The organism is Lentzea sp. NBC_00516 (assembly GCF_036346835.1).
GTDB classification, from domain to species: Bacteria; Actinomycetota; Actinomycetes; order Mycobacteriales; family Pseudonocardiaceae; genus Lentzea; species Lentzea sokolovensis.
The window spans coordinates 4,564,149-4,587,094 of the sequence record NZ_CP107840.1 but is presented as its reverse complement, the minus strand read 5'-3'; the positions used below and the strand labels follow the sequence as shown (position 1 = coordinate 4,587,094).

Genomic DNA, 22,946 nt, shown 5'->3' with positions numbered 1-22,946 from the left:
GTCGGGGCGACGGTCGTTCTCACGACGGTCATTTGACAGACGCGCGGTCACCGCCCTGTGGCGAAACATTCCTCCTGCAGGAACGGACTGTCCACGGAGGACTCATGACCAGCACGCTCGTTCAGCCCGTCGCGGGAGCCCTGCGGGTGACGCGGATTCCGCTGACCACGTTCGCCATCGGCTTCGGCCTGGCTGGACTCGCCGGGGCGTGGACGTGGGCGAGTCCCGCGCTCGGACTGCCGCGCGCCGTGTCCCAGGTGTTCTGGGCGGTGGCGGCGATCGCCTGGGTCTGGTTGATCGTCGCGCACCTCGTGCGGGGCGCGAGAAGCGGCCAACGGCTGATCGACCAGCTGCGGCATCCGGCGCAGGGACCGATCGCGTCGCTGGCGCCGGTCACCGCGATGTTGCTGGCGGCGCAGCTGCACGCGTACTCGCACGTGGCGGGGTGGGCGCTGTACCTGGTGGCGCTGACGGCCTCGGCGACGCTGGTGGTCGTCGTGTTCGGCTTCTGGTTCGAGGGGAGGCTGGAACCGGCGTCGCTGCACCCCGGTTACCTGCTGCCGACTGTCGCGCCGGGACTCATCGGCGCCGACGTGGCGATGAAGTTCGGGAACAGCGGTCTGGCGTGGGCGTTGTTCGGGGCCGGGGCGTTCTTCGGCGTCGCGCTGACGGCCGTCGTGGTGCCGCGCCTCACGTTCGGCGGCCCGCTGCCCGACGCGCTGGTGCCCACCACGATGATCCTGCTGGCACCGCCGGCCGTCGGCGGCCTCGCGTGGTTCACGTTGAACGGGCACGTGGTGGACCCCGTCGCGCAGTCCATCGCCGGCCTCGGCGTGGTGTTGCTGCTGATGCAGATCGGGATGCTGCCGCGCTACCGCGGGCTGAAGTTCTCGCCCGGCTTCTGGTCGTTCACCTTCCCCCTGGCCGCGTCGGTCTCGCTGACGGCGCAGTGGCTGAACCTCACCCAGCCCGCCGGATGGCGCCTGATGACCGGAGCACTCGTGGGAGCGCTGACCGTGTTCATCGGCGCCATCGGATGGCGCTCACTGCCTGGATTTAGTCACAAATCATGACTATCATCAGTTTATGACTACTTCGGTGGAACTGACCCGCTTCCGCGTGGTGCCCGAGAAGGTCGAGGCGCTGCTCGCCGCCCGTCCGGCCATGGTCGCCGACTTCGAGGCGGACCGAGAGGGATTCCTCGGCGCCCGGCTCGTGCGGCTGCCTGGCGACGAATGGCTCGACATCGTCGAGTGGCGTTCGTCGGAGGACTACGCGGTGTCCAGCCGGAAGGGCCCGAACCGGCCCGGCATCAAGGCGTTCTTCGACGCGATCGACTCGCTCGTCACCGCAGAGGAAGGCGAGCTCTCCGCATGACGATCCCGCTGTCTCGCAAGGTCGCTTACGGCGCCGAGCCGTCCCAGTACGGCGTGTTGCGCCTGCCGTCCGGTGACGGCCCGTTCCCGGTCGTCGTGATGATCCACGGCGGCTGGTGGGCCGCGATGTGGGACGACACGGCCGTGCAGCCGCTGATCGCCGACCTCGTCGATCAGGGCTACGCGGTGTGGAGCATCGAATATCGCCGCGTCGGCGAACCCGGTGGCGGGTGGCCCGGCACGTTCGAGGACGTCGCCCGTGCCGTCGACCTGGTGGCGGAACTCGATGCGCCGCTGGACCTCTCGCGCGTGGCCGTCGTGGGTCACTCGGCCGGTGGTCACCTCGCGACGTGGACCGCGCACCGGGCCGGGCTGCCGGACGGTGTTGCCGGCGCGCGTCCGGCGGTCCGGCTGGTGGGCGCGGTGTCGATCGCCGGTGTGCTCGACCTGGTCTCCGCCGACAACGCCCGGCTCGGCACCGAACTGGCCGACCTCGACGGCGAGCCGCCGAGGGGTGCGCCCGGACCGTCCGGACCCGACGCCTGGCCGATCGTGGCGGCCGGGGTCGGGAACGGCATGACGCGGCTGCTGCTCGGGGCCTCGGCGGTGGAGGATCCCGGTCTGTACGCGGTCACGTCACCGGTGGAGATGGCGGACGGCGGTGTGCCGGTGCTCGCGATCCACGGCGCCGCGGACGAGGTGGTTCCGGCGGAGTTCAGCCGCACGTACGCGAAGACGCACGCTCTGGCGGAGTTCGTGGAATCGCCCGGCGGCGACCACTTCAGCGTCATCGAACCCGACGGGCACGCGTGGACGGTGGCGCGGAAGTGGTTGGGGGAGAAGCTCTTCTGACGGCGGTCAGATCCGGCGGTCGACCGCGATCCAGTTCGTCTCCCACGTCGTTCCGCCGTCGCCGGAGAAGGCCTGCTCGAACCTGGCCTTGTCCTGCCCCTGGCGGAAGACGAGGAAACGCACCTTGATCGGGCGGCCGCCGAGCTGGTCGTCGCCGTAGAACTCGCCCGCGCCGTCGCGGAATCCGCCGAACGCCGCCGGCGTGAGCAGCCCGTCGCGCAGGCTGACGAAGCTCAGGCTCCAGCGGTTCGCCTGCGGTTCGAACAGCCGCAGGTTCATGCCCTCGATCCGGCCGCTCTCGCCCGCGATCTTGAGCTCGACGACGTTCGCCCGCCGGTCCATGAGAGGACGCACGAGGCTGGTACCGGTGAACTGGAGCCATTCGTCCGCGGACTCCGACAGCGGTTCGGCGAGCACGCGCACGCTGGTGCGCCAGTTGCCGATCTCCCAGTCGAAGTCGCGCTGACCGCCGGTGGCCTGAGGCTCGGCGGCGGCCGCGGCCGCCGCGGCCACCATCAGGAAGGACAGGACCGCGATCAGGATTCGCTTGTGTGGCAAGGTCATGGCCTGACTATCCGAGCGGAGTGCGGCCATGGACAAGAAGGCACCTGCGGGTAACCCCTCGCGCCCCAACCCGCTGCCCGGCTGCCCGATGGCCGCCGCGTTCGCCGCGATCGGCGGGAAGTGGAAGCTGACCCTGCTCTACTGGCTCGCCCACGGGGAGACCCACTTCGCCGGGCTGCGCCGCCGAGGAGCGCCGATCACGCCCAAGGTGCTGGCCGAGCAACTGCGCGAGCTCGAAGCCGACGGGCTCGTCGAACGCGTGGAGACCGGACCCGTTCCGGCGCCGGTCATCTACCGGCTCACGCCTTACGGGGAAACGGTTCTGCCCGTCGTCGAGGGAGTCCGGGTGTGGGGTGAGGCTCATCTCGTGCGCACGCACGGCGAGGCCGCGCCGACCGACGCGATGAGCTGTGGCGGTTCGCTCAGAGGTCGATGACGACCGGGACGACGGCGAAACTCCGCCGCCGTCCCGAACGGCCGGTACGACTTAGACGCAGCGGTAGCTGGAGGCCGCCTTCGGGTCGCCGTGGGCGTACCGCGAGGTCTTCGGGTACGGGCACAGGTTGCGGGTCGAGTCGGCCGTGGCGGCGGTCAGCGTCGCCGGGGCCTTGCCGCGCTCGACCCAGTCGACGAGCTGGCTCAGGGCATTGGTCGGCTGCGGGCCGTCGCCACCGAAGCAGTGGTCGACGCCGGGCGCGGTGAACAGACGGTAGAAGTCGTTCACGTACCCCATGCGCCGTTCGACCGCGTCGCGGTACTTCAGCGTGCCGCCGGGCGGGATCAGCTGGTCGTTGGTGCCGACGAACGTGATCAGCCTGCCACCCGAGCGCCGGAACGCCGACAGGTCGGGGTCCGAGGTGCCGATGACGCCGTCGAACTCGCGGACCGACTGCCGGAACAGGTCGCGGTACTGGGCGTAGGTGAGCTTCGAGGTGTCGAAACCGGGCTGCTTGAGAAGGAAGCTCTGCACCCACTGCGCGGCGACGGGGAAACCGGGGCCGGGGAAGCCGGGAATCGTGCCCGCCAGCCAGACCGGGTCGGCGCCCTTCGGCAGACCTGGCCAGAGGGTGCGGCCGCGTTCGTCGGCAGGGCCGTCCCAGATCTTGCGCATGACGTCGGCGTCGGCCTTGGACACCGTGACTTCGTTGCCCTCGCACAGGATCTTCGCGCCGACGAGCTGACGCGGGTCGTAGCTGCAACGGTCCGGCCGGTCGACGATTCCGTTCGTGACACCGTCCTGCGCGTCGCACGCCTCGATCGCGGCCTTCTGGAACGCCTGCAGTACGCAGTTGCCGACGACGTGCCCGTCGTTGCCCTGCACGACCTGCGGCCACAGCGTCGCGACGGCGAACTGGGACCAGTTCACGGCGGGCGCGTTGGCGAGGACGCCGTCGTAGTCGTCCGGGAACCGCTGCGCCTCCGCGTAACCCTGGCGGCCGCCGGTCGAGCAGCCGTTCCAGTAGGAGTAGCTGACCGAACGCTGGTAGTGCTTGCGCACGACCTGCTTCGCGATCACGGCCGCCTCGTGCACCGAACGCGTGGCGAAGTTGGTCAGCAGCGTGCGGTCGATCTCGCCGTTCTTGAGCGCCCAGCTCGTGTTGAGACCGTCCAGCACGCCCGCGTCGGTCGTCACGGCCGCGTAGCCGTCCTTCACGGCCTGGGTGAACGGCGCGCCGGTGTCACCCGCGGCGTACGCGCTGCCGCCGACGCCCTGCAGCCGGCCCGTCCAGCCGGTCAGCGGAAGACCGACGACGACCTTCACGTGGTCGTCGGCGTGCGTGAGCGTCACGGTGATCTCGCAGTGCTCGGGACGGCTCACGGCGTCCACGGACTCGATCTTCGCACCGGCGGGGGCGGTGACCGCGACCGTCGTGCAGTTCGGGGTGCTCGCCGATGCCGGCGCGAGGGGCGCCAGCCCGGTCAGGAGCAGCGTTGTTGCCAACAGCTTCGTCAGTCGTCTCACGCCGCGCGACGTTAAGCGGGGCCTCCGGCCCGTCGCGCCCGTCAGATGACGCTGCGCGTGTACGTCACTGGACCGGGTGAAAGACTGCCGCGCATGCGCGAGGTGGGCAACAGACGCTACCGGCTGGAACGCGAGCTGGGCCGGGGTGGCATGGGGGCCGTGTGGCTCGGAAAGGACACCGTCCTCGGCCGCGACGTCGCCGTGAAGGAACTGCTTCTGCCCGTGGGCGTGCCGCCTCAGGAACGCGCCGTGTACCAGGAACGCGTGCTGCGCGAGGCACGCATCGCCTCGCAACTTCGGGACCCGGCCGTGGTCACCGTCTACGACCTCATCTCCGAGGACGACCAGACGTTCATCGTGATGGAGCTGATCAACGCTCCGACGCTGGAGTCGCTGGTCGAAAGCTCCGGACCGCTCAGTGCCCGCGCGGCCGCGACGCTCGCGGGTCAGCTGCTGAACGCGTTGGAGGCGGCGCACGGGTCCGGTGTCGTGCACCGGGACGTCAAGCCCGGCAACGTGATGGTGCCCGGCAGGGGCACCGCGAAGCTCACCGACTTCGGCATCGCCCAGTCCGTCGACGATCCCCGGCTGACCGCGACCGGCACGTTGATCGGCTCGCCCGCCTACATGTCCCCGGAACGCCTCGCGGGCGGCGAGGCATCGCCGGCCTGGGACCTGTGGGCGTTGGGGGCGACGCTGTTCTTCGCGGTGGAGGGGCGCGGCGCGTTCGACCACCCGACCACCTCGGCCACGATCCTCGCGGTGATGAGCGAACGCCCGGTGCCCAGGGTCGCGGGCCCGCTCGGCGAGCTGATCACCGGCCTGATGGAACCCGATCCCGCACGCAGACTTGGCGTGGCCAAGTCACACGAGCTCATCGAGCACGCACTGGCCGTCGCGGAGCTCTACCCGGCCAGGCCACCCGTGGTGACCGGTCCGGTGGTCGATGGCGGGCCGACGGTGGCCGGCCCGACGCTGGGCGTGAACCTCGCCGCAGCGTCCGGAAGCGGACCCCTGCCCACGTCCGGTCCGGTGGCCATCGGCCAGTTCGCTCCCGCCCCGGCCTTCCCGGTTCCTCCTCACCGCAAGCGACCGGTGGGCCTGGTCCTGACGGTGACGCTGATCCCGCTGTTCCTCGTCGGCGCGCTCGTCCTGTTGTACGTCACCGTGTTCAGGCCGATGCTCATCGCCGCGGCCCCGCGCGTGCCGGACGACCCCGCGAGCACCGCCGCGATGCAGCCGGTCCTGACCATCGGCCCGGACGGCGATCTGGAGGACGGCACGCTGTCGCTGGCGTTCCGGAACTCGTGCCTCACCTGGCTGCCCGCGAAGGGCGCCCCGAAGATCCAGGCCGAGGACCGTGTCGGCTGCTACGCCGCGCACGACGTCGAGTCGCTCGACACCGTGCTCGCCGACATCGAGATCGAGAAGGACGTGCCGTACCCCGGCGCCGAGCAGCTCACCAGGATGGGCGGCTCCGGCTGCACGCGGACGTTCCTGTCGGACAAGGTGACCGGCCAGGACAAGGAGAAGACCCTGCGGTACTGGGTGATCATCCCGACCGCCGAGGCGTGGAAGGTCAAGACGGAGAACGGGTACCGCACCTCGGACCGCCTCATCCACTGCTTCGTCGGCAAGGCGGACGGCTCGAAACTGGTCGAGCCGTTGGTGAAGCAGTAGCTGTCACATTCTCGTGGGCAATCCGGTCTTCCTGGTGAAGGAATCCACGAGCAAGGGATGAACACCATGTCCTACCCCGAGAAGGTCTACTTCGGCGAAGCCGGCGAGGTGAGCGCGCGCTACCGGCCCGCGAGCACCCCGATCGACAACGGTGTGCCCGACAGCGGCATCCACTACCTCGCGACCACCGAGACCACGCGCGGCGAGTTCGGCCTGTACCGGGTCGTGATGAGGCCGAGGGCGGGAGGTCCGGCGACACACTTCCACCGGACCATCTCCGAGTCGTTCTTCATCCTCAACGGCGTCGTGCGCCTGTACAACGGCGACAAGTGGGTCGAGGCGGGAGAGGGCGACTTCCTGCACGTTCCGCAAGGCGGGTTGCACGCCTTCCGCAACGACTCCGACGCACCGGCCGAGATGTTGCTGCTGTTCACGCCCGGTGCGCCGCGCGAGGAGTACTTCGAGCGGCTCGGCGAGGTCGCGGCGGCCGACCGCGCCGCGTTCCTCGACGAGCACGACTCGTACTTCGTGGAGAGCTGAGGTCAGTCCTCCACCGCGATCGCCGAAGCCGGGCACACGGCCGCCGCGTGCCGCACGTCAGCGAGGCGCTCCGGCGGTGGGCTGGCGTCCAGCAGGTCCACCAGACCGTCGTCGTCGCGCTGGTCGAACACGTCGTCCGCCGCGAGCACGCACTGCCCGGCGCCGACGCACTTTCCCTGATCCACCACTACCTTCACGGCCTACCTCCAGGTGACGGGCAGCTCGGCGACGCCGCCGGTGAGCGTCGCGCGGACCTGCAGCTGGTCGAGGTCCTTGGCGAGCCTCATCGACGGCAGGCGCTTGGCCAGCGCGGCGAACACCACGCGCAGTTCGGTGCGGGCCAGGGAGGCGCCGATGCAGAAGTGGGCGCCGTGGCCGAAGCCGAGGTGTGTCCTTTCCGGACGGTCCGGGTTGAACTCCTCGGCCTCGGAGTACACCGAGGCGTCGCGGTTGGCCGCGTTGATCGAGAGGACCAGCGCGTCCCCGGCCTGGATGGTCACGCCCGCGATGTCGACGTCCTCCCGCGCGTACCGCAGCAGGCCGAGGTCACCGGGTGCGCCGAGGCGCATGACCTCCTCGACCACCGCGTCCACGCGGCCGTCCGGGTCGGCGACGAGCGCGTCCCAGCGCGAGCGGTCGGTGAGCAGGAACAGCACGCCGAGGCCGATGCGGTTGACGGTGGTCTCGTGGCCCGCGAACAACAATCCGACGCAGAGCCGGACCATCTGCACGTAGTCGTACGACGCGTCCTCGGCCTGCGCGCGCACGAGGTCGGAGATCACGTCCTCGCCTAGCTGCCCGCGCTTGGCTTCGACGAGCCCGACCATGTAGTGGAAGAACTCCTCGCGCGCCTTGTGCGCCTCCTCGCCGATCTCCGTGCCCGCCATGCGTTCGGACAGCGACGCGAACTTCTCGTTGTCCTCCTCCGGCACGCCGAGCAGCCGGCAGATCATGGCCACGGGCAACGGGAACGCGAGGCCGTGGTGCAGGTCCACCACGCCGCTCGACGAGTGCTCGGCGATCAGCTGGTCGATGCAGGCGTCGACCAGCTCCTCCATGTTGTCGCCCAGCATGCGCATCCGCTTGGCGGAGAACGCCGGCGTCAGCAGCCGCCGCATGCGCGTGTGGTCGGCCTCCTCGGTCTCGTACTCGCCGGTCGGGCCGTCCTGGACGGCGGCGGTCGAGATGCGGGACGCCTTCTCCGGTTCTGGGTGCGACCGGCCGAAGCGCTTGTCGCCCAGCAGGAGGCGGACCTCCTCGTACCGCGTCACGAGCCAGGCGGGGTCGCCGGCCGGTGTCGTCACGGGCGCGATCGGCGCCTCGCGTCGCAGCACCTCGTAGAGCGGAGCGAGATCGAGGACGTTCGGCCTGGCCAGCGGCAGCTTCAGGCGCTCTGCGTCAATGCTCATGCACCGACCGTAGCGCTTAATGGCAGATGGTGCCAATAAATGTTCCCGGCCGGGTGACGTGCTTAAATCGCCCGATGACGGACGTTGCGACAGAAAAGCCTCGCCGGGGCAGGCCGCCGGTCAGCGACGAGCAACGTCAGCGTCAGCGCCTCGACATCTCGCGCCACGCGGTCCGGTTGTTCGCCGACCAGGGCGTCGCCGCCACCTCCGGCGAGCAGATCGCGCAGGCCGCGGGCGTCTCCGAACGCACGTTCTGGCGCTACTTCCCGCACAAGGAGAGCTGCGTCGAACCGCTGCTCACCAAGATGGTCGACGCCTTCTGCGAGGTGCTGCACGACTGGCCGCGCGAACTCGAACTGGTCGACCACCTGCGCGAGGCCTACAGCCCGCTGCTGGACGCGGCCACCGACGAGGACATCGAGGCGGTACTGGCCGTCGTGCGGCTGACCCACGGCGAACGGGCGTTGCGCGCCGCCTACCTGATGCTGCGCGAACGGGCGGAGGACGCGCTCGGGGAGGTGCTCGCCCAACGCGCGGGCCTGGCGCGCGACGCCATCGAGGTCCGCGTGCAGGCCGCCGCCATGAGCGCGGTGCTCAAGGTCGCCACGGACGACGTCGCGACGGCCGCGGCCGACGGCGTCACGAGGGAGACGCTGGAAGGGCACCGCGAGCAGATCGCCACCGCGCTGCGCGGCCTGTCCCGGATGCTGTAGCTACACCGACAGATTCGACAGGGCCCACACGAACACCACGATCAGCGTGATGACGACGACCACGCCGACCGTGCCGGCGAGCGCCATTCCCGTTCCGGCAGAACGCCAGGGAGCGGGAGTGGCCATCTTCAAGACCAGGCCGACGACGGCCGAGCCGAGCGCGATCCAGATGAACGAGTAGGCGTATTCGCCACCCTGCCAGCCGAACGACTCCAGGGCATCGGTCTGGAAGGCGACGACGGTCAGCACGAGCAACACGGCGGTGGTGGCGAACCCGGCCAGAGCGGCGAGGCGGCCACTGTCGATTTCGGTCACACGTCGAGAGTGCCGACGGTTCTCGCGGCAGGCATCGGTACAACTACTCAGCCGGTAGCGTCGGGCCGGTGGAAGATCAGGCGAGCATGACGGCGCGGCTGGCCAGGCGGTTCGGGCCGGAGGTCGCCGGCTGGTGCGCGGACGTCCCGGCGCTGGTGGACCGGGTGAGCGCGCGGTGGGGGCTCGTGCCGGGGGAGGCGCTGGAACCCGGTGCCGTGTCGGTGGTGCTGCGGTGCTGGTGGGCCGACGGCACTCCGGCGGTGCTGAAGCTCAGTCCGGACACGGAGTTGCTGGCCGCGCAAAGCGAGATGCTCGCGCTGTTCGCGTCGTCGGGGCGGGTGCCCGAGGTGCTCGCCCAGGAACGGGACGCCGTCGTGCTCGAAGAGGTGCTGCCGGGCACGCTCGCCGAGGACCTGCCGTTCGCCTCACTGCCCGGCCGGTGGGCCGATCTGCTGGCGGCGTTGCACGGTGTGCCGGCGCGGCCGGTGGGGCTGTTGCGCGGGCGGTGCGAGGAGTCCTTCGCACGGGTCGGGCGACGGCTGGCCGAACCGGTGATCGGGGCGCGGATCAGCGAAGCCCTGTGGAGCCGGGCGATCGCGCGGTGCCGGAAGCTGCTCGACACGGAGGCGACCACGGTCCTGCTGCACGGTGATCTGCACCTGGGCAACGTGCTCGACGGCGGTGAGCGCGGGCTGATGGCCATCGATCCCAAGGCGTGCCTGGGTGATCCGTGCTTCGACGCGGCCGACCTGGTGGTGGCCGGAGCCGGGCAGGAGGGGGTGCGAGCCCGGTGCGAGGCCGTGGCGGCCGCGTGCGGGCTCGACGGAGATCGCCTGTTCGCCTGGAGTCAGGCGATCGCGCCGATGCTCGCCATCGCGCACCTCGCCCACGACGGTGACGAGGCGGCGATCGACGAGCTGCTCACACTCTGAGCAGCGAGACGACCCGGTCGCGCAGCGCGTGGGCGACGGAGTCGAAGCCGTTCTGCACGTACGTCCGCTGCGCCTCGAAGACCGCGTCGGCGTACCTGCCGGTGAACGTCTCGAAGGTGCGGTAGCTGCACCGCTGCGGCCCGAGTGGCGTGATCAGCTGGTCGCGCGTGCCGAGCAGGCCCGGGAACGTGTCGCCGGTGTCGTAGCGCAGCAGACGCGGTGGCTCTACCTCGCGGATGTACTCGCGGCTGACGAACGTTCCCTCGCCGCCGTCCGGGCGGGGCAGCGTGAGGTCGATCGGCGAGTCGATCTCCAGCGTCGTGGCGACCGCCAGCGTGTAGGGATTCCACTGTGGATAGTTCGGGTAGTCGAGCAGCACTTCCCACACGAAGGAGGCAGGCGCGTCGATCTCGACGACCACGGATTCGATGAGGTGAGTCATGCCGGCATGTACTCCCCGCCGTTGACGTCCAGCACGGCACCGGTCACCTCGGAAGCGTGCCGGGACAACAGGTACAGCACAGCGCCGGCGCAGGCGTCGTCGGTCGGGATGCGGCCCAGCGGGTTGCGGGCGGCGATCTCGTCGTAGACCTCCTGCTCGGTGATCCCGCGCGCCTCGGCGGTGAACTTGAGGTAGAAGCGCACGCCCGGTCCGTCGAGCCAGCCCATCACGGCCTGGTTCGCGCGGATGCCGTGCTCGCCCAGTTCCAGGGCCAGGAACTGGGTCGCGGTCGCCATCGCGGCCTTCGCCACGGCGTAGCCGCCCTCGCCGCGCATCGGTTTGCGGGTCGTCATCGTGCCCACGTTGACGATCGACCCGCGCCCGGCGGCCTTCATGTGCGGCACGACCTCGCGCGTCACGTTCAGCGCGCCGAACAGGATGATGTCCATCGACCGGCGGACCGCCTTCTCCGGCGTCTCCAGCAGGTCGAACCAGCCTGGGTGCCCGAACGCCGAGTTGACCAGGCCGGTGATCGTGCCGAACCGCGCCACGGCCGTCTCGACCAACTCGGCCACCTGCTCGGGCCTGCGCACGTCGCACTGCACGCCGACGGCCTCGCCACCCGCCGCGACGATGTCCTTCTCCGCCTGCTTCATCACATCGGCGGAGCGGGCGGCCATCACGACCTTCGCGCCCTCGGCGGCGGCGCGGACGGCGAGCTTCGAGCCCAGGCCGGGGCCGACGCCGGTGATCACCACCACCTCGTCTTGCAGCATCACAGGTAGACCTCCGAGTAGAAGGCGAAGTCACGGCGCAGCCGGTCCTCGGACAGCCCGAAGTCCTCCGGCGTGTAGGAGTGCGAGCCGTGCCGTTCGGTGCGGTTGCGCGCCAGGTAGGTCTCGAACGCCGCCTCGTCGGCAGGACCGGCCGGCAGGCCGAGCGCGTCCAGCACCTGGCGGGCGACTTCGAGTGGTTTGCTGACGGTGTCGGCGAAACGCACGTCCACGAACCGGTCCGGGCGCGCGGTCCGTGCCGCGGCGAAGTCCTGCAACGTCCGGGCGAACCGGCGGGACCAGTACTGTCCGATAAGGACCGGATCGACGTTGTCGCTGTACTGCGAGGACATCGCGCGCACCATCGACGCGTACGACGGCACGGCGTTGACCGGTGAACGGTGCGTCATCACTATCTTGCAGTCGGCGAACTCGTCCAGCACCGTGTCGACGGCGGTCAGGTGGTGCGGCGACTTGAGCACCCAGGGCAGCGAGCGGGAAGTGTTCTGCCACTGCAACACCTGCAGCCACTCGCGCAGCTCGCGGTAGGCGGGGCGCTGGTCGGCGGAGCGCAGCCAGTCACCGTAGGAGGGAACCCAGTAGAACGAGTCGAAACTCATCGACACGAACGTCCGGTCCAGCAGGATCACGTCCTCCTCCGGCCCGTCCCACACGACCGTGTGCAGGTCGCCGAAGTCGGGGGAGAGCTGCGAGAACATCTCCATGCGTTCCTGCGCACGACGTTTGCGCTGCTCGGCGTCCGGGCCTTCGCCGGGGAACGGCAGCGGGTAGGCGACTTCCCACGAGAGCGTGGACGTGACCTGGGGCGACGCCGCCAGCAGCCGGTGCAGCAGCGTCGAACCGGTGCGCGGCAGACCGCAGATCTCGGCGGCCACCCGGACTTCGACGTCGAGCACCTCGGGGTTGGCGCGCTGCAACGCGCGCAGCCGCAACCGGTCGGACAGCAGCGCCGTCAGCCGGCGCCTGGTCAGCTCGAAACCCAGCGGGGACAAGGCGGCCTCGGTGTTGAGGCTGCGCACGAGCACGTCCAGCGGCTCGCGGAACCAGTCGTCGCCGAAGTCCGAGAGCCCGGTCTTGGCGGACGCGTTCTCCAGCAACTCCGGCACGTTCAGCGCGGTCGTGACCGTCATCGAACCTCCTCCAGGGGCACCACGCGGCACTTCGGGATCGGGTGAACGCTCGCGCCGAGCCAGCGCAGCAACGCGGTGCCGGAACTGTGGCCGCAGGTGTCGATCCAGTTGCCGACACCGGGATCCTCGGCGGCGACCACGATCGTCAACCGCCCTTCGGACAACGTCGCCGTGTGCTTGTTCACGGTGATCTTGCGGCGGTGGTCGAGCGACTCCATCCACCAGTTGTCCAGCTGGAAGTTCCAGTACGGGCAGTCCGGCACGTCGGTCTCGATCACCCACGCCTCACCGGGCTCGAGCACCCAGTACCCGTGCAGGTAGAAGATCCCCGGATCACCGCCGGCCCGCTGGAACATCTCCTGGCCGAAGTCGGGCAGTTCGTTGGGACGCGCCATGAACGTGCGCGTCCAGTGCGCGAAGGTCGCCGCGGTGCCGTGCACCGACAAAGCCGCCCGCTGCAACGCTTTCGCCAGGAACTCGGGCGTCAGCGCGGCTGGTTCGGCGGGGCCGCCGATCTGCTCGATGTGCCACCGGCCGGGAAGCTCGGAGTCCCGGTCGAGGTACGTCTGGCGCACCACCAGACCGGTGGAGTCGGGGGCGAGCGGCAGCCAGTTCCCGTCCTGGGGAGCGGCGCTCGCGATGATCTCCACCGTGCCGTCCGGTGCGATCGTCAGGTCCGCGTCGGAGAGTTCGCCGGTCGACGCCATCGTGCCGTCCTTGGCGTACCGGTTGGCCTTCGACCCGATGCTGAAGTACGCGATGGTGCCGCGGGTACCGGTGATCCGGTACGTGCGGTCGCCGCGGACGTTCGCGGACAGGTAGACGTTGTCCGGGTTGTCCGCGCCGATCTTCACGAGATCGAGCTCGTGGAAGCGCGGGAAGTCGGGATCGGCGTTGTCCAGGCAGGAGTACAGCATCTCGCGCGTGAGCCGGGCGAGGTACCGGTAGCCCTCCGCCCGGTCCAGCGGAGCGTCCGGCGTCTGGTCGGAGAGCACGACCTCACCGGCCTTCTCCAGCGCCCGGCAGAACTGGGACCACGCCTGATCCGGCACGACTTCCTCCAGAATTTAGAACGTGTTCTAGCTGAACGTACACGATTTTGGACAACGTTCAACAGACGCCGAGCGTGCGAAGCCTGGCCACCACGGCGTCCGCCGCCGCCTGCGGGCTCAGCGTCGTCGTGTCGAGCCTGATCTCGGGTTCCAGTGGCGGTTCGTAGGGGGAGTCGATGCCGGTGAAGTTCGCCAGCTCACCCCGCCTCGCCTTGCGGTACAGGCCTTTCGGGTCGCGCTGCTCCGCCACGGCCAGGGGCGTGTCGACGAAGACCTCGCAGAACTCGTCGCCGCCGACGAGGTCCCGTGCCAGCGCCCGCTCGGCCGTGAAAGGCGAGATGAACGAGACCAGCACGATCAGGCCCGCGTCGACCATCAGCGCGGCGACCTCGGCGATCCGCCGGATGTTCTCGACGCGGTCCGCGTCGGTGAACCCGAGGTCGGAGTTGAGGCCGTGCCGGACGTTGTCGCCGTCGAGCAGGAACGTGTGCCTGCCCTCGGCGTGCAGCGTCTTCTCGACCAGGTCCGCGATCGTGGACTTGCCCGCGCCGGACAGCCCGGTCAGCCACACCACGCACGGCCGGTGCCCGTTGCGCGCGATCCGGGCCTGCTTGTCGACGGTGAGCGTCTGCCACCGCACGTTCGACGGGCTCAGCGCGAAGTCGATCATCCCGGCCCCGACGGTGGCGTTGGACAACCGGTCGAGCACGACGAACGAGCCGAGATCGCGGTTCGCCCGATAACCCTCGAACGGCACGGGCGCGTCGAAGTGCACGGTGTCGACGCCGATCTCGTTGAGCCCCAACGCCTTGGTCGCGGTGAACCCGACCGTGCGCGCGCCGATCTTCGCCAGGTACTGCCGGCCGGGCAGCAACCCGTCCTCGTGCAGCCACACCAGCCGCGCCTGGAACGAGTCCGCGACGCCCGGCGGATCCTGCGCGGCACCCAGGACGTCGCCCCGGCTCGCGTCCACGTCGTCGGCCAGCACGACGGTGACCGACGATCCGGTCGGCGCCTCGTCCAGGTCGCCGTCCATCGTGACGATCCGGGCCACGGTGGTGGTCCGGTTGCCGAGGCGGACCGTCTCGTCTCGGCGCACCGTCCCGCCCAGCACCCGCCCGGACAGCCCGCGGAACGTCGCGTCCGGCCGGTTGACCCACTGCACGAGGAACCGGGACGGACCGGCTCGCCTCGCGCGAGGTTCGACCGTTTCCAGCCACTGCAACAGGGTCGGCCCGTCGTACCAGGGCGTCAGCTCGCTGCGCCCGACCACGTTGACGCCCTCGGTCGCCGACATCGGCACGCAGGTGATCTCGTCGAAGTCCAGCTCCCTGGCCAACTCGGCGAACGAAGCGCTGACCTCGTCGAACACCTCCTGCGAGTAGCCGAGGAGGTCGAGCTTGTTCACGGCCACCACGACGTGCCGAACTCCGAGCAACGAAGCGATGCGCGCGTGCCGGCGCGTCTGGCTGAGCACGCCCTTGCGCGCGTCGAGCAGGATCACCGCGGCGTCGGCGGTGGACGCGCCGGTGACCATGTTGCGGGTGTACTGCTCGTGCCCCGGGGTGTCCGCGACGATGAACCGCCGCGCCTCGGTCGCGAAGAACCGGTAGGCGACGTCGATCGTGATGCCCTGCTCGCGTTCGGCCGCCAGCCCGTCCACCAGCAGCGCGAAGTCCAGCTCGCCGCCGCGCGTGCCGACCCGTTTCGAGTCCGCCTCCAAGGCCGCGAGGTGGTCGGCGTAGAGCAGCTTCGACTCGTAGAGCAGGCGCCCGATCAGCGTGCTCTTCCCGTCGTCCACGCTGCCGCAGGTGATGAACCGCAGAAGCTCCATCAGAAATACCCCTCCCGCTTCTTGCGCTCCATCGACCCGCTCTGGTCGTGGTCGATCACCCGTCCCTGCCGCTCCGAGGTCGTCGCGGTCCGCATCTCCTCGACGATCTCCGCGACCGTGCGGGCCTCGCTGCGCACCGCGCCCGTCAGCGGATAGCAGCCCAGCGTCCGGAACCGGACCAGCTCCTGGCGTGGTTCCGAGGACAACGGCATCCGGTCGTCGTCGACCATGATCAGCGCGCCGTCGCGGTCGACCACGGGCCGTCGCGCCGCGAAGTACAACGGCACCACAGGAATCCGTTCGCGTTCGACGTAGCGCCACACGTCGAGCTCGGTCCAGTTCGACAGCGGGAACACCCTGATGCTCTCGCCGGGCGCGACCCGCGTGTTGTAGAGCCGCCACAGCTCTGGCCGCTGGTTCTTCGGATCCCACTGGTGCTGCGCGGTGCGGAAGGAGAACACCCTTTCCTTGGCGCGCGAGGCTTCCTCGTCCCGCCGGGCGCCACCGAACGCCACGTCGAACCGGTGCTCGTCCAGCGCCTGCCGCAGCCCCTGGGTCTTCCACAGGTCGGTGTGCCGCGCGGAACCGTGGTCGAACGGGTTGATGCCCGCGGCCACGCAGTCCGGGTTGCGGTGCACGATCAGCTCCAGGCCCAGTTCGGCGACCGTGGCGTCCCGGAACTCGATCATCTCCCGGAACTTCCACGTGGTGTCGACGTGCAGCAACGGGAATGGCGGCCTGGACGGGTAGAAGGCCTTGCGCGCCAGGTGCAGCAGCACCGAGCTGTCCTTGCCGATCGAGTAGAGCAGCACCGGCCGCTCACTCTCCGCCACGGCCTCGCGGAAGATGTCGATGCTGTCGGCTTCCAACTGGTCGAGGTGGTCCACACCCTGAGAGTGCCACCAAACCGAACAACGTTCAATATGCTTCTGAACGTTGTTCAAAGTAAGCTCCGGTTCGTGAGCACCGAGCAAACGGCCTGGGGTGACGCGGAGGGCAGGCGGCGCGACATCCTGTCCTCCGCCGAGCTGATCCTCGAAGAGCAGGGCTACGCGGGCCTGACCATGCGCGCGATCGCGGTCGGCGCCGGCGTCAGCTCCGGCACCGTCTACCAGTACTTCTCCGGCAAGGAGGACGTCTTCGCGGCGTTGATGGAACGCCGCCTGGACGACCTGCAACGCACCCTCGCGACCGTGGACCGCAGCCTCGGGATCGCGGGCGTGCTCAAGGAGATCGAGCCGCAGATCACCGAGCTGTGGCGGCGTTTCGGCCGTTCGGCGGCGCAGTGGGAGGCCAAGGTGCTCTCCGGCGGCCGCAGGGGCAAGGAGGTCGCCGGATCGGCCCAGGACTACCGCAAGACGCTCAAGGCGCTCGCGAAGGCGTTGAACGAGACCGCGGAGGCCTGCGGCCAGAAGCTGATCGACGACCCCGCGTTGCCGCACTGGGTCTGGGACTCGCTGATCGGCCTCGCCGACGACCTGCTGCTGCAGGGCGCGCGGATCAACCGGGTCAAGCCGGCTCAGCTGATCGCGTTCGCCACCGGTGCGATCGAGCGGGGCGTCCTCGCCCGATGACGAGCGGGAGCGGCGGTCACCTCCACGTCGACGGTTCTCGTGACCGGACCAGAGCGGACAGGGCGCGGTCCAGGCCTTGATCGCACTGCGTGCTCTCGTGGATCGCCACTGCTCGCTGCGCCTGCCCGGCCGCTGCCGCCGTGTCGCCGCGGCCGTGGGCGAACTCGGCGAGCAGGGTCCGCGCGGTCGCCTCGTGGATCTGGAAGCCGGCCTTCCCGCTGACGCGGAGCGCTTCCTCGCAGTGCTCGGCCGCGGCGTCGGACCGGCCGGTGGCGTGCAGGGTGGCCGCGAGGCCGAGCAGTGCCGCGACCTCGAGGTAGGTCATCCGGTTCGCCCTGGCGCGACTCAGGCCCTGTCCGTAGAGGAGCTCGGCTTCCGCGTGGTCGCCCTGGTGCAGAAGCACTTTGGCGACGATGGTCTTGGTGGCGGCGTCGACCCGCGGGTTGGCGATCTCCTCGGCGATGGCGAGCGCGGCATGGGCGTGTGTCAGGGCCTGCGCGGGTTCGTCGCGGTACAGGTGCAGTGAAGCCAGGTTCTCCAGAGCGCTCGCCTCGCCGGCACGACTGCCCGCCTCGCGGTGCAGGGCCAGCGCGTCGGCGTTGTACGCGAAGGCCAGATCCAGCCGCCCCATGAGGCCGTGAATCGCGCCCAGCGCGTCCAGGCTGAACGCGTGGGCGGGCTTGGTTTCTGGGGTGCGATCGACCGCGAGCACACGGGAGTGTTCCCGCAGCGCGTCCTCCAGGCGGCCCATCTCCTCGTAGATCGTCGCGATGTTGGCGCGCAGTCCCGTCTCGCTGAGTCCGTTGCGCTCCTGCATGTCCAGGGCCGCGCGGAACCAAGTGAGGGCCTGGTCGAGATTGCCGAGTTCACGATGCACCGAGCCAAGGCTGTTCAGCACCGCGACGTGCCGCTGCGGCAGCCCGGCCTGGCGGCAGCGGGCGATGGCCGGCTCGTACGTGTGGATCGCGCGTTCGTAGTCGCCGAGGTTCCAGTGCGCGTCGCCGAGACAGTGCCTGGCCACGATCTCGCCCTCGGCGTCGCCGTCGGACATCGCGGCGCGCACCGCGGCGTCGCCGACGGCGAGCCATTCCGGAGCGGAGCGGCTGAGCCAGAAGTAGGTGCGGAGCTGATCGCACAGCCACCAGGCGACCTCGCGCGGTCCGTGGTCGGCGGCGTGCACGACCGCGGCGACCAGCCGGGCCCGATGGGCGTCCAGCCAGGACATGGCGCTGTCGGCGTCCGGGATCTCGAGGTCCGGCAGGCGGGTGCCGACGGGCGGGAGGGGCATCCGCACCAGCGACACGCCCAGGGCGGCGATGGCGGTCTCGGTGTCCTGGAGGTAGGCGTCGAGCAGCCGCCTCACCGCGACGGCGCCGTCGTCGCCGGTCTTCTCCCTGGCGTAGACGTGGAGCAGGTCGTGCATGGCGAACTGGTCCGCGGCCTTGCGCTCGACCATGTTGGCCGTGATGAGCACGTCGAGCACCGGTCCGGCACGGTCCGGGGTGACCGCCAGCAGTGCGGCGGCGGCGCGTGGGGTGAAGTGGTGTCCCGGTACGAGCCCGAGCAACCGGAACAGCCGCTGGGCCTCCGGGTTCAGCGGCTCGTACGACGCGTCGAACATGGTCCTGACAGGACTGGGCTCGTCGTCGACCGCGAGCAGGTCGAGCGTCTTCGTGGAGCCGAAACCGGAGACGTAGTCGCCGATCGACAGGTCTGTGCTGACGATTCTGGCCGCCGCCAGCCGCAGGGCCAGGGGAAGGTGGGCGCACAGGTCTCCGAGCGTGGCGAGCGCGGCCGGTTCGGTCTGGGCCCGGTCGGTTCCGAGGAGGCGGATCAGCAGTTGGCTCGTCTCGGCGGGATCGAGGCGGTGCACCACACGCAGCCGTGCGCCGTCGAGCGCGACGAGGCCGGTGAGCCGGCGGCGGCTCGTGACGAGGGTCAGGCAGCCGGAGTCGCCCGGCAGCAACGGGCGGACCTGGTCGGCGGAACCCGCGTTGTCCAGGATCACCAGGATCCGCCGGCCCGCCAGGAGCGACCGGTAGGTGGCCGTGAGCGCCGGCTCGCCGGTGGGCATGGTCTCGTCGGAGACACCCAGTGCGCGGAGGAACGCGATGAGCACCTCGGCAGGGCCGGCGGGCTCGTGGGCGCCATGTCCGCGCAGGTCGGCGTAGAGCTGGCCGTCGGGAAAGCGAGCGGCCACCCGGTGCGCCCACTGCACTGCCAGCGCCGTCTTGCCCACTCCCGCCGTACCGACGAGCGCCGCTGTCGTCGCGGCGTCCACGACGGCCATCTCGTCGAGCACCTGGTCGAGCCAGGCCAACTCGCCGGCGCGCCCGGAGAACCCCCACACCGCGGGCGGTAGCTGCCTGGGACGAACCGGCGGCCGTCCTGGCGGAGCCGGCGGGTCGAGTTCGGTGTCGGAACGCAGGATCTTCTGGTGCAGGGCGCGCAGCGCGACGCCGGGCTCGATCCCGAGCTGTGCCCTCAGCAGTCCGTCCACCTCGCGATAGGCGGCCAGGGCCTCGGTCTGCCGGCCGGACCGGTAGAGCGCGAGGATCCGCCGGCGCCACAGCCCTTCGTGGAACTCGTGCCGGGCGGTCAACGCGGCGAGTTCGCTGATGAGCAAGGCGTGCTGCCCCAGCTCGAGGCGGCTGTCGACGCCGTCCTCGATCGCCGCCAGCCGCAGGTCGTCCAGGCGGGCGACGTCGGGCCGCACGACGTCCGGTGTGGACAGCCCGTCCATCACCGGCCCTCGCCACAGCCCGGTGGCCTGAGCCAGCCGCTCGGCGGCCAGGGCGTGCCGGCCCGCGGCCTGTGCCTCCCTGCCCTGCGCGACGAGCCGTTCGAACGCCAGGACGTCGAGATCCTCCGCGGCCGCGATCAGCGAGTACCCGTCGGCATGTGTCTCGAGTGCCGGACCGGGGCTGCCACCGGCTGCCAGGAGTCGGCGCAGGTTCGACACGTAGGTGGAGACGTTGGCCGCCGCGGACTTCGGGGGCCGGTCACCCCACAGCCCGATCCAGATGGAGTCCTTCGACAGCACCGTGTTCGCGCGCAGCATCAGCATCGCCAGCAGCACACGTTCCTTGACGCGCCCCAGCGGGAGTGGACGCTCGTCGCCGTCGCGGGCTTCGACGGGGCCGAGCACTCGCAGTCGCATCTACCCCCCGATGTCCACGGTGCCGCGCTCATGTGTACCGCATGTGTGGGCTTGGTGGGGACGGCTTCTTGTCGGAACGACCTGCTCTGAAGAGGGCAAAGGCCCCCGCGGCTGGAGCGCTCCATGATCAGCCATACGACCGTGTGTATCGCACGTATGACCCTGTCGGGCACGTTACGCGCGGGCGGCGAGGGAGTTCGGTCGGGGGGAGTCGGACGGTATGACACCAGGTTTCCGGTTCAACGTCCTGGGTTCGCTGGAGGTGTGGCGTGACGGGCAACTGGTTCCCATCAGGACCGCCAAGCTGCGGGCGTTGCTGGCCGCGTTGCTGATCGACGCCAACCAGGTGGTTCCGATCAGCACGCTGACGGCCCGCCTGTGGGACGAGGACGCTCCCGACGGTGCGCGGAACACGCTGCAGAACTACGTTCTGCGTCTGCGTCGCGCCCTGGGCGGTGGGGCGGCCGGCCTGGTGGTCACTCACCCGGCGGGCTACCGGATCAACGTCGCCGACGGCTCCTGCGACCTGCACCGCTTCGACGCGCTGACGGCCGAGGCCCGGCGGCTCGCCGAGTCGGGAGACGTGTCGCGGGCGTCCACGTCGTTGCGCAGGGCCACGGATCTGTGGCGTGCACAGCCGTTCCTGGACGTGCCGTCCGAGAAGGTGCAGCGTGACGTGGTGCCCGCGCTGATCGAGAAGCGTCTCGACGCGATCGAGTCCCGCATCGACATGGACATCGACCTGGGACGGCACGGGGACGTGCTCGCGGAGCTGCGCGAGTTGACCGCCGTCTACTCGTGGCGGGAGCGGTTCTGGTCGCAACGCATGCTGGCGCTGTACCGCGCAGGGCGACAAGGTGATGCCCTGAAGTGCTACCGCGACGTCCGTGCCGTCCTCTCCACCGAGTTGGGCGTCAGTCCCGGTGCCGAGCTGACCGATCTCTTCCAGCGGATTCTGGCCGCTGACCCCGAGTTGCTGCGCGAGGTGCCCCGCCCGGCGACCCGCGAGGAACCCCGCGTCGCCGGCAACCTCGCGGCCGAGACGACGGCGTTCATCGGTCGCCGGAAGGAACTCGCGCACCTCGGCCGGCTGCTGGAGGCGGGCCGGTTGGTCACCCTCACCGGGGCGGGCGGCGTGGGGAAGTCCCGGCTGGCCCTGCACCTGGCGGCACAGCGGGCCGGCACGTTCGGCGGTGGGGTGTGGGTCGCCGATCTCGCCGAGCCCGGCGGTGTCGATCGGACACTCGCCACCGAACTGGGAGTGCGGGCGGAGCCCGGCCGCGGTGACCGGGCCGGCGTTGTCGAGCACCTGCGCGGCGAACGCGCGTTGCTGGTCCTCGACAACTGCGAGTTCTCCGTCGGCGAGGTCTCAGCGGTGGTGACCGAGTTGCTAGGAGCACTTCCCGATCTGCGGATCCTCGTGACCAGCAGGCAACGCCTCGGGCGACCCGGTGAACACGTGGTGGTCGTCGCACCGATGAGCGTGCCGCCGCGCTCCGGGGACTGCCGATCGCCGGCCGGACACGACTCGGTGGAGCTGTTGCTGAGCCGGACGTCGGCGGCGGCGCCGGAGTTCAGGATCACCCACGTCGACCGGCGCGACGTCCAGACGTTGTGCGAGAGGCTCGACGGCCTCCCGCTGGCCATCGAACTGGCCGCGATGCGGCTCGGCGTCCTGTCTCTTCGTGACGCCGTCGAGAGGTCGGGTGATCTGTTCGCGCTCCTGGACAGCCGGGGCGCTTCGCACTCGTTGCGCGGTTCGGTCGAACGGAGCTGGGAGCTGTGTTCCGAACCGGAGAGACGCCTGTGGGTCCGGCTGGCGGTGATCCCCGGCGAGTTCGGCCTCCGGGAGGCGGAGAGCGCGTGTGCCGGCCACGGCGTGGCCGGCGGTGAGCTCGTGGAACTGGTCGCCGGGTTGGTGTGCAAGTCGATCCTCGTCGCGGACACCAGCGGCCCGCGGACCCGCTATCGGATGCTCGGGATGCTCCAGGAGTACGGACGCCTGCGCTCGGTGGATCTCGCGGCGACGGAGCACGGCTCGCAGGTTCCGCGACTCCGGTCCGTCGCCGTCAGCGCCCGCTGACGAGCTGGTCGTAGCGCCGCCGGATGCTCGTGCCCAGCACGCTGACGTCGGCGCCGTAGACGTGGATCGAGATCGCCACGGAGCTGGAGTTGTTGCACACCTTGTGGATGTCGCCCGGCGGCACCAGGTAGGACGCCACGCCCTCCGGGGTCTTGTTGAAGCGCAACGGAATCAGCCGATCGCCGCGCAACCGGTAGGTGGTCTCTTCCTCCTCGCCGACGTAGGTGCCGACGACGCACCACGAGACGTGGTCGTGGATGCACGTTTCCTGGCCCGGCAACCAGACCAGCGCCACGACGGAGAAGGTCCCGTCCGGTTCGACGTGCAGGACGTGCTGGCGGTACGCGTCCGGGTCGGGTTCCCGTTGCGCCGCGCTCAGCAGGAACGGGTCGGTGAGGTGGCCTTCGAGCGTCCTGGACACCCGTGCGGCGACGGCCGCGTCGTCACCGCCGCCGGCGATCGCGGCCCGGAGCGAGCCCACCAGAAGCGTGGCCGTGGGGGAGAGCAGGCTGTGCGTCATGAGCGGGTCCTCC

The 22,946-nt window shown here is 70.2% G+C and carries 23 protein-coding genes; 10 read left to right on the top strand and 13 right to left on the bottom strand.

The genetic code is table 11. The features are described from left to right. The first annotated feature begins 104 nt into the window (after positions 1-104). From OG205_RS19920 to OG205_RS19910, 3 genes are read left to right on the top strand one after another with little or no spacing between them, the layout of a single operon-like run. Positions 105-1,073: a hypothetical protein gene (locus OG205_RS19920; protein ID WP_330277737.1), complete on the top strand. Its 969-nt coding sequence runs from the start codon at positions 105-107 to the stop codon at positions 1,071-1,073. A gap of 13 nt (positions 1,074-1,086) precedes the next feature. Next, entirely contained in the window at positions 1,087-1,377 is a 291-nt protein-coding gene (locus tag OG205_RS19915; protein ID WP_330277736.1) for an antibiotic biosynthesis monooxygenase, read from the top strand. Beyond that, positions 1,374-2,228 carry an alpha/beta hydrolase family protein gene (locus OG205_RS19910; protein WP_330277735.1) on the top strand — a complete coding sequence of 285 codons (855 nt, stop codon included), beginning with the start codon at positions 1,374-1,376 and terminating at the stop codon, positions 2,226-2,228. The genes OG205_RS19915 and OG205_RS19910 overlap by 4 nt, the downstream gene beginning before the upstream one ends. A gap of 6 nt (positions 2,229-2,234) precedes the next feature. Here the strand turns inward: OG205_RS19910 and OG205_RS19905 are convergent, their stop codons facing one another. After that, on the bottom strand, positions 2,235-2,792 hold the full coding sequence (locus tag OG205_RS19905; RefSeq protein ID WP_330277734.1) for a hypothetical protein: 558 nt from the start codon (positions 2,790-2,792) through the stop codon (positions 2,235-2,237). A gap of 28 nt (positions 2,793-2,820) precedes the next feature. Between OG205_RS19905 and OG205_RS19900 the strand changes: the two genes are divergently transcribed. Continuing rightward, a complete protein-coding gene (locus OG205_RS19900) occupies positions 2,821-3,228 on the top strand; it encodes a winged helix-turn-helix transcriptional regulator (RefSeq protein ID WP_330277733.1) in 408 nt (135 codons plus the stop codon). Between the two features lie 51 nt (positions 3,229-3,279). Here the strand turns inward: OG205_RS19900 and OG205_RS19895 are convergent, their stop codons facing one another. Continuing rightward, positions 3,280-4,755, bottom strand: a complete 1,476-nt coding sequence (locus OG205_RS19895) for a tannase/feruloyl esterase family alpha/beta hydrolase (RefSeq protein WP_330277732.1) — start codon at positions 4,753-4,755, stop codon at positions 3,280-3,282. A gap of 93 nt (positions 4,756-4,848) precedes the next feature. Here OG205_RS19895 and OG205_RS19890 point away from each other — a divergent pair, with 93 nt between their 5' ends. Next, complete coding sequence (locus tag OG205_RS19890) at positions 4,849-6,435, top strand: serine/threonine-protein kinase (protein WP_330277731.1); 1,587 nt, start codon at positions 4,849-4,851, stop codon at positions 6,433-6,435. Positions 6,436-6,501: 66 nt separating this feature from the next. Continuing rightward, on the top strand, positions 6,502-6,975 hold the full coding sequence (locus tag OG205_RS19885) for a cupin domain-containing protein (RefSeq protein WP_330277730.1): 474 nt from the start codon (positions 6,502-6,504) through the stop codon (positions 6,973-6,975). Between the two features lie 2 nt (positions 6,976-6,977). Here the strand turns inward: OG205_RS19885 and OG205_RS19880 are convergent, their stop codons facing one another. Both OG205_RS19880 and OG205_RS19875 read right to left on the bottom strand, forming a co-directional pair. Then, the gene (locus tag OG205_RS19880) at positions 6,978-7,172 is read right to left on the bottom strand and encodes a ferredoxin (RefSeq protein ID WP_330277729.1); all 195 of its coding nucleotides are present in this window, start codon (positions 7,170-7,172) and stop codon (positions 6,978-6,980) included. Positions 7,173-7,175: 3 nt separating this feature from the next. Next, positions 7,176-8,384: a cytochrome P450 gene (locus OG205_RS19875; protein ID WP_330277728.1), complete on the bottom strand. Its 1,209-nt coding sequence runs from the start codon at positions 8,382-8,384 to the stop codon at positions 7,176-7,178. A 74-nt stretch (positions 8,385-8,458) separates the two neighbouring features. Between OG205_RS19875 and OG205_RS19870 the strand changes: the two genes are divergently transcribed. Further along, positions 8,459-9,097: a TetR family transcriptional regulator gene (locus tag OG205_RS19870; RefSeq protein ID WP_330277727.1), complete on the top strand. Its 639-nt coding sequence runs from the start codon at positions 8,459-8,461 to the stop codon at positions 9,095-9,097. Here the strand turns inward: OG205_RS19870 and OG205_RS19865 are convergent, their stop codons facing one another. Further along, complete coding sequence (locus tag OG205_RS19865; protein WP_330277726.1) at positions 9,098-9,412, bottom strand: hypothetical protein; 315 nt, start codon at positions 9,410-9,412, stop codon at positions 9,098-9,100. It lies immediately after the preceding gene. A 68-nt stretch (positions 9,413-9,480) separates the two neighbouring features. Between OG205_RS19865 and OG205_RS19860 the strand changes: the two genes are divergently transcribed. Next, positions 9,481-10,344, top strand: coding sequence for an aminoglycoside phosphotransferase family protein (locus OG205_RS19860; protein WP_330277725.1), 864 nt, complete (start codon positions 9,481-9,483; stop codon positions 10,342-10,344). Here OG205_RS19860 and OG205_RS19855 read toward each other — a convergent pair. From OG205_RS19855 to cysD, 6 genes are read right to left on the bottom strand one after another with little or no spacing between them, the layout of a single operon-like run. Continuing rightward, positions 10,334-10,786 (bottom strand): SRPBCC domain-containing protein, encoded by a 453-nt coding sequence (locus OG205_RS19855; RefSeq protein ID WP_330277724.1) that lies wholly within the window; start codon positions 10,784-10,786, stop codon positions 10,334-10,336. The two genes, OG205_RS19860 and OG205_RS19855, sit on opposite strands and share 11 nt — an antisense overlap. Continuing rightward, positions 10,783-11,562, bottom strand: coding sequence for an SDR family oxidoreductase (locus OG205_RS19850; protein WP_330277723.1), 780 nt, complete (start codon positions 11,560-11,562; stop codon positions 10,783-10,785). Before OG205_RS19850 ends, OG205_RS19855 begins: the two co-directional genes overlap by 4 nt. Next, on the bottom strand, positions 11,562-12,710 hold the full coding sequence (locus OG205_RS19845) for a sulfotransferase family protein (RefSeq protein WP_330277722.1): 1,149 nt from the start codon (positions 12,708-12,710) through the stop codon (positions 11,562-11,564). The genes OG205_RS19850 and OG205_RS19845 overlap by 1 nt, the downstream gene beginning before the upstream one ends. Continuing rightward, positions 12,707-13,762, bottom strand: a complete 1,056-nt coding sequence (locus OG205_RS19840) for a DUF1214 domain-containing protein (protein ID WP_330277721.1) — start codon at positions 13,760-13,762, stop codon at positions 12,707-12,709. Before OG205_RS19840 ends, OG205_RS19845 begins: the two co-directional genes overlap by 4 nt. A gap of 58 nt (positions 13,763-13,820) precedes the next feature. Beyond that, complete coding sequence (gene cysC, locus OG205_RS19835; RefSeq protein WP_330277720.1) at positions 13,821-15,596, bottom strand: adenylyl-sulfate kinase; 1,776 nt, start codon at positions 15,594-15,596, stop codon at positions 13,821-13,823. Then, positions 15,596-16,483, bottom strand: coding sequence for a sulfate adenylyltransferase subunit CysD (cysD, locus tag OG205_RS19830; RefSeq protein ID WP_330277719.1), 888 nt, complete (start codon positions 16,481-16,483; stop codon positions 15,596-15,598). The genes cysC and cysD overlap by 1 nt, the downstream gene beginning before the upstream one ends. Positions 16,484-16,555: 72 nt before the next feature. Here cysD and OG205_RS19825 point away from each other — a divergent pair, with 72 nt between their 5' ends. Next, entirely contained in the window at positions 16,556-17,170 is a 615-nt protein-coding gene (locus OG205_RS19825; RefSeq protein WP_330277718.1) for a TetR/AcrR family transcriptional regulator, read from the top strand. Positions 17,171-17,186: 16 nt separating this feature from the next. Here the strand turns inward: OG205_RS19825 and OG205_RS19820 are convergent, their stop codons facing one another. Then, positions 17,187-20,330, bottom strand: coding sequence for an AfsR/SARP family transcriptional regulator (locus OG205_RS19820; protein ID WP_330277717.1), 3,144 nt, complete (start codon positions 20,328-20,330; stop codon positions 17,187-17,189). 220 nt (positions 20,331-20,550) lie between these two features. Here OG205_RS19820 and OG205_RS19815 point away from each other — a divergent pair, with 220 nt between their 5' ends. Next, on the top strand, positions 20,551-22,413 hold the full coding sequence (locus tag OG205_RS19815; RefSeq protein ID WP_330277716.1) for an AfsR/SARP family transcriptional regulator: 1,863 nt from the start codon (positions 20,551-20,553) through the stop codon (positions 22,411-22,413). Here OG205_RS19815 and OG205_RS19810 read toward each other — a convergent pair. Next, a complete protein-coding gene (locus OG205_RS19810) occupies positions 22,400-22,933 on the bottom strand; it encodes a cysteine dioxygenase family protein (RefSeq protein WP_330277715.1) in 534 nt (177 codons plus the stop codon). The genes OG205_RS19815 and OG205_RS19810 overlap by 14 nt on opposite strands. Positions 22,934-22,946: the final 13 nt, after the last annotated feature.

Bases quoted from the DNA above. Each gene is read 5' to 3' on its own strand.
- OG205_RS19920 (WP_330277737.1), top strand. From the start codon at position 105: ATGACCAGCACGCTCGTTCAGCCCGTCGCGGGAGCCCTGCGGGTGACG.
- OG205_RS19915 (WP_330277736.1), top strand. From the start codon at position 1,087: ATGACTACTTCGGTGGAACTGACCCGCTTCCGCGTGGTGCCCGAGAAG.
- OG205_RS19910 (WP_330277735.1), top strand. From the start codon at position 1,374: ATGACGATCCCGCTGTCTCGCAAGGTCGCTTACGGCGCCGAGCCGTCC.
- OG205_RS19905 (WP_330277734.1), bottom strand. From the start codon at position 2,792: ATGACCTTGCCACACAAGCGAATCCTGATCGCGGTCCTGTCCTTCCTG.
- OG205_RS19900 (WP_330277733.1), top strand. From the start codon at position 2,821: ATGGACAAGAAGGCACCTGCGGGTAACCCCTCGCGCCCCAACCCGCTG.
- OG205_RS19890 (WP_330277731.1), top strand. From the start codon at position 4,849: ATGCGCGAGGTGGGCAACAGACGCTACCGGCTGGAACGCGAGCTGGGC.
- OG205_RS19885 (WP_330277730.1), top strand. From the start codon at position 6,502: ATGTCCTACCCCGAGAAGGTCTACTTCGGCGAAGCCGGCGAGGTGAGC.
- OG205_RS19875 (WP_330277728.1), bottom strand. From the start codon at position 8,384: ATGAGCATTGACGCAGAGCGCCTGAAGCTGCCGCTGGCCAGGCCGAAC.
- OG205_RS19870 (WP_330277727.1), top strand. From the start codon at position 8,459: ATGACGGACGTTGCGACAGAAAAGCCTCGCCGGGGCAGGCCGCCGGTC.
- OG205_RS19855 (WP_330277724.1), bottom strand. From the start codon at position 10,786: ATGACTCACCTCATCGAATCCGTGGTCGTCGAGATCGACGCGCCTGCC.
- OG205_RS19850 (WP_330277723.1), bottom strand. From the start codon at position 11,562: ATGCTGCAAGACGAGGTGGTGGTGATCACCGGCGTCGGCCCCGGCCTG.
- OG205_RS19845 (WP_330277722.1), bottom strand. From the start codon at position 12,710: ATGACGGTCACGACCGCGCTGAACGTGCCGGAGTTGCTGGAGAACGCG.
- cysC (WP_330277720.1), bottom strand. From the start codon at position 15,596: ATGGAGCTTCTGCGGTTCATCACCTGCGGCAGCGTGGACGACGGGAAG.
- OG205_RS19820 (WP_330277717.1), bottom strand. From the start codon at position 20,330: ATGCGACTGCGAGTGCTCGGCCCCGTCGAAGCCCGCGACGGCGACGAG.
- OG205_RS19815 (WP_330277716.1), top strand. From the start codon at position 20,551: ATGACACCAGGTTTCCGGTTCAACGTCCTGGGTTCGCTGGAGGTGTGG.
- OG205_RS19810 (WP_330277715.1), bottom strand. From the start codon at position 22,933: ATGACGCACAGCCTGCTCTCCCCCACGGCCACGCTTCTGGTGGGCTCG.